Source organism: bacterium (genome assembly GCA_035528375.1).
Taxonomy (GTDB): Bacteria; RBG-13-66-14; RBG-13-66-14; order RBG-13-66-14; family RBG-13-66-14; genus RBG-13-66-14.
In genome coordinates, this window is record DATKYS010000086.1 from 1 (window position 1) to 11,714 (window position 11,714).

Annotated in this window: 8 protein-coding genes; 4 read left to right on the plus strand and 4 right to left on the minus strand. The window is 62.6% G+C overall.

The window, feature by feature from the left end; genetic code table 11:
• Nucleotides 1–768 precede the first annotated feature (768 nt).
• From VM054_06835 to VM054_06850, 4 genes are all read right to left on the minus strand, one after another.
• Nucleotides 769–1,611 (minus strand): glycosyltransferase family 2 protein, encoded by an 843-nt coding sequence (locus VM054_06835; protein HUT98773.1) that lies wholly within the window; start codon nucleotides 1,609–1,611, stop codon nucleotides 769–771.
• A gap of 1 nt (nucleotide 1,612) precedes the next feature.
• Nucleotides 1,613–2,995 carry a glucose-6-phosphate isomerase gene (locus VM054_06840; GenBank protein ID HUT98774.1) on the minus strand — a complete coding sequence of 461 codons (1,383 nt, stop codon included), beginning with the start codon at nucleotides 2,993–2,995 and terminating at the stop codon, nucleotides 1,613–1,615.
• A 58-nt stretch (nucleotides 2,996–3,053) separates the two neighbouring features.
• The gene (locus VM054_06845) at nucleotides 3,054–3,515 is read right to left on the minus strand and encodes a hypothetical protein (GenBank protein HUT98775.1); all 462 of its coding nucleotides are present in this window, start codon (nucleotides 3,513–3,515) and stop codon (nucleotides 3,054–3,056) included.
• 86 nt (nucleotides 3,516–3,601) lie between these two features.
• Nucleotides 3,602–6,016 carry a M20/M25/M40 family metallo-hydrolase gene (locus VM054_06850; GenBank protein ID HUT98776.1) on the minus strand — a complete coding sequence of 805 codons (2,415 nt, stop codon included), beginning with the start codon at nucleotides 6,014–6,016 and terminating at the stop codon, nucleotides 3,602–3,604.
• Between the two features lie 241 nt (nucleotides 6,017–6,257).
• Between VM054_06850 and VM054_06855 the strand changes: the two genes are divergently transcribed.
• The 4 genes from VM054_06855 to VM054_06870 form a co-directional block, all read left to right on the plus strand.
• The gene (locus tag VM054_06855; GenBank protein ID HUT98777.1) at nucleotides 6,258–6,530 is read left to right on the plus strand and encodes a hypothetical protein; all 273 of its coding nucleotides are present in this window, start codon (nucleotides 6,258–6,260) and stop codon (nucleotides 6,528–6,530) included.
• A gap of 214 nt (nucleotides 6,531–6,744) precedes the next feature.
• Complete coding sequence (locus VM054_06860) at nucleotides 6,745–7,713, plus strand: hypothetical protein (GenBank protein ID HUT98778.1); 969 nt, start codon at nucleotides 6,745–6,747, stop codon at nucleotides 7,711–7,713.
• Nucleotides 7,714–7,773: 60 nt separating this feature from the next.
• Nucleotides 7,774–10,497 (plus strand): tetratricopeptide repeat protein, encoded by a 2,724-nt coding sequence (locus tag VM054_06865; GenBank protein ID HUT98779.1) that lies wholly within the window; start codon nucleotides 7,774–7,776, stop codon nucleotides 10,495–10,497.
• An 87-nt stretch (nucleotides 10,498–10,584) separates the two neighbouring features.
• The coding region (locus VM054_06870) for a tetratricopeptide repeat protein (protein HUT98780.1) at nucleotides 10,585–11,714 on the plus strand (1,130 nt) is incomplete at its 3' end.

The window sequence follows — 11,714 nt, forward strand, 5'->3', positions numbered from 1 at the left end:
ATGGGATAACTGTATCATGTGACTCAGATGTTACAGATACCCTATAATAACACACAGGGAGGAAGTTGGTTTGGAAAACTTGAAGCCGGATAATAACCGCGGGTACGTCCGCGGTAACTTCTAAACTTTCAGACCCCCAGAGAGATAACGTATTAACTGGGATAACTGTATCATGTGACTCAGATGTTACAGATACCCTATAATAACACACAGGGAGTAAGTTGGTTTGGAAAACTTGAAGCCGGATAATAACCGCGGGTACGTCCGCGGTAACTTCTAAACTTTCAGACCCCCAGAGAAGTAAAGTGTTAAATGGGATAACTGTATCATGTGACTCAGATGTTACAGATACCCTATAATAACACACAGGGAGGAAGTTGGTTTGGAAAACTTGAAGCTGGACGACTTGGACAAGATAAGGAATAGCTGGATAGATGCCAGGGATATACTCCTATCATGGTAAAAGGGCTTATCCTTTAGGATTCAACTTCACCAATTGGACAAGTTTTAGGAAAAACACCACGTGAAAAGAACACCTGTAGCATCTGATGAGCCGGTACATCAGTTTAACTTTTAACTCCTGGTAGCCTCGTCGGACGTAATCCAGGTCATCACGGCCCGGCTGGCGGTGCTGGCCTGTCTCCTGGGCGACCTATCCACCCCCTACGTGGAGTAGTGGCTGCTGGCCGTCACGGCCGTCATTGTGGCCGCCGCGCCCGATGGCTCCACAGCACGCCTTTCCCCCGAACCTGCCGGACTTCGCGGGGGTCAGCAAACTTCCCGCCACAGCACCCTCAACGGCGCCGCCACGGCCAACGGCAAAGTCAAGAGCCACAACAGGGGATTGAACCGGGGACCGTTTTCTTTCAAGTACCGGTAGAACGCCCGGTGGCTCCAGAGAACGCTCCGCGCGCGGATTTTTTTAACGCTGGTCCCGCCCCGATGGATCACCTTCACCTGTGGGTAGTATAGCGTAAGTCTCCCCGCCCGTACCAACCGCCGGGCCAGGTCCACGTCGTTGAAGAAGATCGGGAACCGGGTGTCGAACCCGCCGAGCGCGTTGAACTCGTCCTTTCGCAGCATCCAGCAGGAGGCGTAGACCTGCTCGACCCTCCGTTCCTCGGCGTGGTCGGTGTCCCCCATCTTCCACCGGTTGAATAACCCGCTCCGGGGGAACATGCGCGACAGGCCGGTGAGCTCGCAGAGGAGGTCCCAGGTTTTGGGGAGCCTCCGGCAGGTCCTTTGCACGCGGCCGTCCTCCCCGACCAGTTGAGGTGCCACCCCGCCGAGGGAGGGGTCGTCCTCGAGGAGATCGGCCAGCCGCCTCGCCCCGTCTGTCGGCAGGAATGCGTCGGGGTTGAGGAGGAGGATTAATCTCCCCCGGGCCTTTCGCACGGCCTGGTTCGTCGCCGCCGCGTATCCCTGGTTCGCGGGGCTGGCGAAAAGCCTTACGCCCGTTCTCCGGGCCACATTTGCCGAACCGTCCCGGGAGCCGTTGTCGAAAACGATGACCTCGACGGGCTCGTCCTGCCGCGCGAGGTGGTCCAGGCAGCGGACGAGGTCGTCCCGGGTGTCGTAGCTGACGACGACGACCGTCACTCGGGGGGCCATGCTACGCCTCGCTCACCAGGGCGTCGGCGCGGTGCAACCGACGGTCGGGGTCGGTCCCGGCGAGGAGAAGCTCGTCCTCGGCCAGCCGCTCGATGTAGCCTTCGCGGCCCATGTAGGCGTAGGTCGTTCTCTTTCCCTCCTCGACGCCGGGCTGGTCGTAAACGTTGACCACGGCGAGCTTCCCGGTGATGGATACCGCCGCCTGGCAGAGGTACACCAGCGAGCCCAGCGACCGCTCGTCCAGGGCCGTGAGCGTGAGCACGAGGGAGGGGGTGCCAGCCCGCAGGAGCGCCAGCACCGTCCCCTTGAGCTCCGCACGAAGGAGCTCGCCCAGCCCCCGCCCGCCCAGGTAGCCCAGGCTGGAGTATTCGTCGGTCTGGGGGGGGACCCGCACGTCGTCCCCGGTGTCGGTGACCTCGAGGAGCCAGACGACCTTGTCCTTGGGCCCGTCCACGTAGAGCTGTAGCTGGGAGTGCTGGTCGGTGACGCCGAGGGCGGCCTGCGGCGTCGGACCGTAGGGGTCGGTGCCCCGCCGGCGCTTGCCCAGGCTCTCGGCCCAGAGCTGGGCGAACCAGAGGGCGAAGTCGCGCAGACCGTCGGCATAGGGCATGACCGAAACGATTCTCCTCCCGGCCAGGTGGTGCTGGTGGAGGGCCAGGGCCAGGGCCAGGGCGGGATTCTTCCGCCAGTCCGGGTTCCCCGTGGCGGTGCGCATGGCCCGCGCGCCGGCCAGGAGCTCCCGGGCGTCAATCCCCAGGAGCGCCGCCGGAACGAGGCCCACGGGGCTCAGCACCGAAAATCGGCCGCCCACGTCGGACGGGACGTCGAAAGTCCTGTAACCCTCGGCCGTCGCCAGGGCCCGCAGGTCGCCGAGGTCCGGGTCCGTGACGGCCACCACCCGCTCCCCGTAACCCTTCCCCAGGGCCTCGCGGAGCCATCCCCGTACCACGGCGAAGGAGGCCATCGTCTCCGCCGTGGAGCCCGATTTCGTTATCACGTTCACCAGGGTGCGGTGCGGGTCGAGCTCCCCGAGCAGGTGACGCAGGCGCCGGGGGTCCACGTTGTCCACCACGTGGAGCCGCGGGTGGCCGGGTTTCCTGGACGCCGGCTCGATGAAGGCGCAGTTGAGCATCCGCGCCCCCAGCCCCGATCCCCCGATTCCCAGGAGCACGAGGTCGTCGCAGCCCCCTTTTAGCGGCTCTACCCAGTGGAGGAGGTCCGAGACCTGCTGGTCGGGCAGAGCGGCGTAGCCCGGGGCGGGGCCGATGAGCGCCGTGACCAGCTCCGGGTAAGATTCCCGCCATTGGGCGAAATCGAGACCGCTCCGCCCGATGAGCCGTCGGTCGCTCGTGCGGAGGTCGAGTGAGATTTTCCCTTCGCCCATCGTCATCCCTCCGGTCGCGGTCCGACTTTCGTCCGCGTTTAAGCACCGCCGTCGGGGATTACTTTACGCCGGCTCCCGCGGTCGCTTGAACCGCCGTGGCGAGGTCGCGCTGCAGGGCCTCGAGCTGGGACAGCTTCTCCTCTCGGCCGACCTCCGTATCGTCTATGACCCCGATCAGCCGGTCGAGAAAGGAGCTCAGCAATTCCCGTTCGTCCGTCCCGGCGTCCAGGAGCGTTTCCGCCAGGAAGTCCCGTGCCGCCTCGAGCTCCGCCAGGGCTCGCTCGGGCGCATCGGCGAACCGGAGGTTGACGTCGGCGGTGTAGACGTACTGGGACACCACGGCGAGGGGGAGCCGCACCCGGGACACCTCCCGCAACGCCTCTTGCGCCCGGGCCACGCCGCCGGCCGCCAGGCCGAAGTTGTTTTCCCCGAAATCCTTCGCCGCCTGGTCGAGGGCCGCGTCGGCCGACCGCACCAACTCGGCCAGGGAGGTGAGGTCCGCCGCGGGGGGAGTTTTCACCTCGACGGCGCTATCGGGACCTCCCGTGCAACCCGCCAGAAGAACGAGGAGCGCGAGGACCGTGAAGACCGGTCTTCCCTTTTTTTTCAGCGTATCACCGCCAGTTTGGCCGTCACGGAGTCCCCCCCGGGGGCCGTCACGTGGTAGAGGTACACGCCCGCGGCCAGCTCGGCGCCCACTGTATTGGTCACGTCCCAATCCAGCTCGAAGGCGGTGCTCACGGTTTCGTAGACCAGGTTCCCGACGATGTCGTACACACGGATTTTGGAACCGGGCGGGATCCCGTTGAACGTTACCCCGGAGTGCCTGTCGCCGCGGAAGGGGTTCGGGTAGGCGTAGATGTCGGCAAGATTGTAGAGGTGGTCGTCGTGGATGCCGACGAGGCCGGCCAGGGCGCCGAGGGCGGCCCGCGTTATCTGCCGGGTCAGCGGGAAGTGGCCGGCGATCATCGGGTAGTCGTCGTCGTAGGTGTGGTAGTAGGGGTAGGGCAGGTCAATGTCCTCGGTACACAACAACGCTGGATACCCAACGACCCAGAAGATGAAGTGGTCCGAGCGGTGGGCGTTGGGATCGATAATCTTGTACCCCGGCATGCCGTCGCCGTAGCGTACGCACGATTCCATGAGCACGTCGGCGAGCCACTCGCTCCGGTAATCGGTAATGATGTCCAGGTCCTCCTGTACCTCGGGCGGGTCGCTCCAGACGACCATGTCCAGGTTTACCACCCCGTCCACCTGGACCCCGTCCAGGGCCAGTTGCCGGGCGTGGTGGGAGCTGCCGTGGAGCCCGAGCTCCTCGGCGTTGAAGAACACAAGGCGCAGGCTGCGCCGGGGCGTGTAATCCGCCAGAACGCGCGATATCTCCAGGAGCGCCGACGCCCCCGACCCGTTGTCGTTGGCGCCGGGGGCCAATATGTAGGGATCTTCGTCCTGGTCCTCAGTGCCCGAGATCGAGTCGAAGTGGGCGGTGCCGTAAATGTAACTCCGTGGGTACTCGCTCCCGGTCTTCTCGCCGATGATGTTCTCCCAGAGGATGCCCGTTCCCGGGTCCAGCCCCTCGAGCCGCCAGGTGAGCCCGTCGAGCTCCCCGTCGGCGTAGGCGGGTCCATCCCTCGATGCGAGCCAGACCTTTTCCCCGGTTCCGTCCCAGTCCAGGGCGTTCACCGCCGAGGCCTTCGCGGTGGTCACTGTCTCCCAGCTCTCCCCGCCGTCCGCGGTGCGGTACATCTCCCCGTAGATTGACCCGACGACGTATTCGAGCGGCCCGATGGCCGTCACCGCGAGGAGCTGCTGGGCGGGGTCAACGCCCGGAATCTGCGAGGGGGTCCAGGTCTCGCCGCCGTCATCGGTGATGAGCAGCCGGTCGGCCGTCCCCACCGCCAGGCCCCGATCGGAATCACCGAAGGCCGCGTCGTAGAGCGTCGAGCCGCCGGAAGAGGCGTAGACCGTTTCCCAGGTCTCGCCACCGTCGGCGCTCCGGAGCACTGTCTCGCCTCGGCTCACCCCGATGACCGTCCGGGGGTCGCCCGGGAGGCACGCCGCGGCGAAAATCTCCATGCCCGTGCCCCCGACCTTTTCCCAGACCGAGCCCGAGTCCTCGGTGCGCCAGACATCGCCCGAGGCGCTGAAGAGGTAACCCGTATCTGCGTCGGCGAAGGCCATCGTCGAGAGGTCGTTGCTTTCCGAACCCAGATCGAAGGGGGTTTCGGTCCAGGTCGCCCCGCCGTCGTCGGTGCGACGGTAGGTGTCGCCGCCGGCGAAATGAATCGTGGCCGGAGGGAATACGGCACAGGCGCTGTTCGGCCAAACCTTTATCTCCCCGGTGGGGAAGTACTCGACGAAAACAGCCCCGCCGTCGGTCGAGTAAAACAGGTGGGAACTGGCCAGGGAGAAGGCGATGAGCCCGCCCTCGGCGTCCAGGGATTGGGGGCTGGCGCCGATCCATTTTTCCCGCGTAACCTCGAAGCCCGAGTCCGCCAGCTCGGCGGCGATGTAGTCCCCCGCCAGGTTGTTCTGCGGGGTGTAGGCGTAACGGGTGCGGAACTCGGTCAGGTCGTAGTCGTAGGCGTCAATCCGGTCCAGGTCTACCATGTCAACGAGCTCATGGGCGTCGGCGGTGAGAATATCCGGCGGTGCTTCCCGTTGGGGGGCTCTGATCGTCGGTTCCAGGTGACAGAGGCGGAAACCCAGGCCGATGAGCTCCCGCAGGTCGTCGGTCCCGAGGTTGCAGATTTCCGCTCCGTAGGTCAGACGGCCCAGCCGGTCTATCCCCGGGGGCAGCCCGGCGGCGCCCGACGGCGCGAACACGATGTACAGGTCGTCCCGGCGGTCCGGCAGCGCGCAGACGGCATTCGCGGGAGAGATCGTCGCCCTGAGCTCCCCGCCGTCGAAGTACCCGTAGAACACCCCCGCCCCCGGCGCACCGGCGGGTACGAGGGCGAGGTACTCGGCGGCCGGAGCCGTCGTCGTGACGAGCGCGAGGAGGAGGAAAATCCGTTTCATAGGTCATTCCTTTTCGGTACTCATTTGTGTGGATTCTACCCCAATCCACCCCGTCGAGCCAAGTCCGGTTCCGCGGGGGCTTGCGAACGTCCGTTTACATCTGCGCGCTGCGATCAGGTATGGAATTTGCTCATTACAGTGGAGTTGGAGCTTCTTTCGCCGGCCGTAAAACCGCCTAACGCCTTGACAGTGTGTAAATTTAAGTATAAACTACGAAACGGTGATGGGAGAAAGCCGGTAAATGCGCGAGGGGCCTGAGTTCACGAGGATAATGCGCGAGGGGCCTGAATTGACAGGGATAATGTGCGAGGGGCCTGAATTGACAGGGATAATGCGCGAGGGGCCTGAGTTCACGAGGATAATGCGCGAGGGGCCTGAGTTCACGAGGATAATGCGCGAAGGGCCTGAGTTCACGAGGATAATGCGCGAGGGGCCTGAGTTCACGAGGATAATGCGCGAGGGGCCTGAGTTCACGAGGATAATGCGCGAGGGGCCTGAATTCACAGGTATATAGCTGTTCGCTGGCGTTTCGGGTGAAAAGAATCAATGTCTCGTTGTCATCGTGGTACGGCCGCGGGCGCTGAGGGGCGACCGACCAAAGAACCGACCACGTGACTGACGAAAAAAAACGCGGGATGAACCTAAGGGGTGGTTTGAAACCTCTAAGAGGGGTTTTTTGTCGTTTTTCGGGGAGAAACGCCCTCCCCGTCATCGCGGCTGTCCTCTGTATGGCATCCGCCGCCTCCGCCGGCCCCTTCATAAACCCCGGGCTGATGAGCATCCCCACGGCCTACACCCTGCCTTTCACCGCGATCAAGCTCGGCTACTCGGGGAGCTTCTTTCTGGGTATGCAACCCACGGATCCGGAGATCAACGACTACTACGACATCTCCCTCTCCGGGGGTCTGGAGTTCTGGGACATCGGCGTCGAGTTGACCTTCGCCGCCTACGACTTCGACTCCTCAGCCTACGTGGGGGCTGCCGAGGTGCGTTTCATCCCGGAAACGGTAAAGTTTCCAGCCGTCGCCATCGGGATGCGCAACATCGGTGGCGACGTAGACGTGTCGCCCTTCGGCGCCCCTGGCGTTCCCGGCGGGAGCACCGTCTACCTGCCCGAGGGGCGGACTAGAACCTGGTTCGAGCAGTTCACCGCCTACGTGGTTTTCTCGAAGGATTTCTACCCCGCCCTGGCCATCCCCATCCGGGGTCACATCGGTCTGGGAACCGGCGCCTTCCAGGGGATGTACGCAAGTAAGTACACGGATTCCTCCACATGGCAGGGCGTGTTCGGCGCCATTGAGTACCAGGTCCGCTACGATTTCTCCCTGGCCCTCGAGGTGAACGGCCGAGACTTGAACTTCGGCGTCCTCTACAAACTGCCCTGGTGGGGGATGGAGATAGGCGTGTCGGTGGACAAGCTGGAGATGCTCTTCTACTCGGAGGACGAGGTGCTGCGCACCGGGGGCGGGCAGGTTAACGAGTTCGACCAGGTGGGTCTGGGAATTCACTTCGGCGTGCAGTTCGGCCCCTTCGTCGGTCCGTCGGACTTCAAGAAACAGGAGCTCATCAAGGAACGTATTGAACGAGGACGCGAGCAGCTCGAAGAGATAAAAACCCGGCGTCAGGAGCTCCAGCAACGACTGGCCGAGGTCCGCGAAGAGATTACGAAAGAGAAGGAGCGGTCCGGCGACGAGTGATCGCATATCGTCAACGGGGCGCCGTCACGCGGCGTTCCGAAGCGATGGGATGAGATATATATGCGCACAAAGCTTTTTAAAATCGTAACGGGCTGGCTCCTGTTCACCGTGGTCGGTGTGTGGGGGCAGGAAGGGGAGGAGGGGAGCCTCCTTGAGGAGCTGCGCCAGGAGGAGGCGAGCTCGTCCTCCCTCACCGCGGAACTGGAGCGCCTCACCGCGGCCGAGATGGACAAGGTGGACCTCATCCGCAAGCTCGAGCGGGAGAAACGCTACGATCAGCTCGAGGCCATGGCCCGGCGCGATTTCATCTCAGCCATGGACAAGTATTCACGCGCCGAGGACTTCTGGGACAAGGCCACGCGCGCAGACAAGCGCGCAGAGACCGTGCAGGCGGAGTCATACCGCGAACAGGCCAGAACGAAGTACAGGGAGTCCATTGACGAGCTCGAGTTCATAGACGACTGGTACCCCTTGTTCTCCCGGCGCTCCGACGTCTACTTCATCTGGGGCGATTCCCTCTACAAGCTCGAAGAGTATCACGACGCCGTGCGCACACTCGAACGGCTCCGCGAGGAGTACCCGGCCTACACAAAGATGGGCGACGCTCTCTTGCAGCTCGGCGAGTGCCACTTCGCCCTCGAGGACTACGAAAAAGCGGCGACGTTCTACCAGCGCGTCGTGGACAACTACCCCCAGCTCCGTTCAGCCTTTAAAACCTCCATGAAACGCCTGGAGTGGATTTATAAGTACTGGGCCACGGACGAGTTCGACTCCGCTTCATACGCCGAAGCCCTTCCACTGTTCCAGCGACTGCTCGACGTGTACCGCTCCTACACCGACGTGCCCGAGGCAATCTTCTACGTCGGTGAGTGCTACTTCTTCTTGGGCGACCGCGAGAACGCACGCGAGCGGTTCGACAACATCAAGAGCAAGTACTCCGACTCGCGATACCTGGGAGCATCCCTGGCCAGGCTTGAGGAGCTCGCGGGGATGTACTTCGCCGAGGGCATGGAGTACTACGACATGGAGCAGGAGATAACATGGTTCCAGGCGTCCGACGTATTCGAGTTCATCGTTGATAAGTACCCCGATTTCTCGAGGCTCGACGAGACGCTTTACCGGTGGGGGGATTCACTATTCAGGGTGAACGACTACCAGGGCGCTCAGAAACCGCTGGTACAGTGCAAGAAGGACTACCCGCACAGCACATGGTGCATGTACTCGCTGTACACCCTCGAGTACATGCGGTACAGACGCGAGAGGTTCAACGAGGCCATCAGGTTTTACCAGGAGCTGGCGGGCAAGCCCGAGTTTTCAGGGTTCGAGTATTCGGACGCGAGCCGGTACGTGGTCGGGATGTGCTACTACAGGCTCGCCAAGTACCAGAAGGCGGTGGAAGTCGTCGCGGGGATTGACCGGAATGGCGAGTACGCGATTTACGGGAGCTACCTGGGGGGCCTGTGCCTGGTGAAGCAGGACAAGCTCGAGGAGGCTGTCGAATCATTCAAGGACATGGCCAGCGCCCCGACGTACTCCGACGCGACCCGGCGTCTGGAGGGACGGGCGCACATCATCCTGGCCTACCTCTACCAGCGCCTGGGCGACAACAACGCCGCATGGCTCGAGTACGAACACATCTCCGCTTCAGACATAGAGAACTGGGACGACGCCCAGGTGGGCAAGGCCTACCTCATGATAAATCGGGCCGAAACAGGGGATTACGACGACGTAATCATCATGATGCGGTCTCTGTTGAACCGGTTTCCCGACACCGATCTGGCCCCCGATGCCTACATCCTCATCGGCTACTGCCAGATTCAGGAGCGCGAGTACGAGGGCGCCATCCGGACCCTGGAGGACGTGGTTGACAGCTACACCATTGACCGTGAGCGCATCAACTCCAACCCCGAGTACCAGAAGCTCATCGCCGACATCGAGGAGGAACTGAAGTTCGTCACCTCGATTCTCACCCACGAGATCAAGGACATCCGCAACATCGGCGGGGACGTCCTCTACCCCGAGGAGCTCAACGAGGCCGAGGAGGAGGCCCGCGAGATGCAGGCCGCCATCGCCGAGCTCCAGACCTTTGTCTCCGGCCGCGATATCATCGGTCGCGACATCACCGAGGACGCTGAATTCTTCAGGGCCTATGCCTCTTTCTCCTACAAGGAGGACATCGAGGGCCAGTTCCAGAACGTCATCGGTGAACACGCCGAGCGCTACACGGAGCTCAGGGAGGCCCGCGCGGAGAACATCGAGCAGCAGAACGAGCTGAAGGTGGGGGCCGCCGGGCGCACGGTGGTCGCCGATCTGGAGGCCCGCCAGGCCGAGCGCGAGGAGAAGATCAACTGGATAACCGGGGAGGCCTGGAAGGATGAGTTCGCCCGCTTCATGACCACCGAGGAGATCGAGGCTCAAAAAGCCGCCGCCGCCGCCGCCGCGGCCGCTGCCGCCGAGGGGCGGGGCGAGGGCTTCGCCGGCGAGATAGAGGAAGATGCCGAAATCCCACCCGACGAGGGGGAGGTTCCCGGGGAGATTGACGAGGCGTCATCCGGCGAGGGCGACGAAGAGGTCGCCACGGACGAGGGGACCGTGGAAGAAGATATCCCCGCGGATACGGGGATCGTGGAAGAGGATGTCCCCGCGGATGCGGGAACCGAAGAGGTAGCCCCCGACGGGGAGACGGGGGATACGACGGACGAGACCGATGTGCCGCTCGAGGAAACCGTCGAGCCTACGGACACGGAGACTGTACCGACGGATGAGGCGGAGCTCACCGACTGATAAGGTTTTCCGTTGAAATGCGGTGAGCCGGAACCCTAAAAAAACTGTTCCCATCGAAGCGGTTTTATTGAGTTTTAGGGGACTTCGATGTTAAAAAGACGCGAACCGAGCGAAGCGAGCTATGCCCCCGGCAAACCGAGTAATGCCCCGGTAAAAGGTCTGTTCAGCGTCGCGGCTGCCTTCACGATTCTCGCCGCTACGGCGTTCCTCCCGGGGTGCGTCCCTTCGGACGGGCTGACGGCCGAGGAGCTCACCGAGGTGGAAAAGGAAACCCTGGACTCGCTCGCCAGGGAGCTCAGGGAGATAGAGAACGCCCAGCAGGAGACCGAGGAGGATTTCTACTCCGAGGTTGCCGAGTACAACGAGAAGATCCGCGTGCAGCGCCACGAGTCCATCGTCCGGTACGAAGAAATCATCAAAGAAGCCGAAGAGCTCGACAAGACCTCCCCCTACCTCGAGGAGGTTTACTACAATCTCGGCGACCTCTACTACGAAGAGGCCAAAGACCTCTTTGAAGACGACGCCTACCGCGAGCGTGTCCTCTCAAGCTCCACCCCCGAACCGACCGCCGCCGATACCGAACCGGTCGGCGACTCCGACATCATCATCCGGACCTTCAAAAAATCAATGAAGGCCTACCAGGACCTGGCCAACTACTACATCCAGGTGGAGGAGCGCAACCGCAACCTCCCGCCCAGCGCCATCCCCCAGTCCACCAAATACTTCGACGACTCCTACTACAACATGGGTGTCGTGGCGGACGAGCTCTCCAACCGCGATTTCGCCGCCTTCGACTTGCATCGGACCGACTCCCTGGAAAATTTCCTCATTCTTCTGGACCGCTTCCCGGATTCCAGCTACGCCGCCGAAGTCCGCCAGCGCATCGGCCGCATCTACTTCGAACGCAACGACTTCACCAACGCCATCAAGTACTTCAGCCAGGTCCAGCCGGGCGAGTACCAGTACTACAAGGCGATGTACCTGAAGGCGTGGTCGTACTTCCTGAACCAGGAGTACGGGGAGGCGGTCACCAATTTCTTCGAGGTTCTGGACCTCTTCGAACAGATGGCCGCCGAAAGCGAAGAGGGCGCTAAAATCGCCGAGCTCCACTACGAGGAGTGCGCCGAGTACTGCGCCCAGTGCTTCCTGCCCAGCATCGTAGACCTCAACACCCAGCGCGAGCAGATGAGCTTCACCGAGATCGGCATAGACTGGCA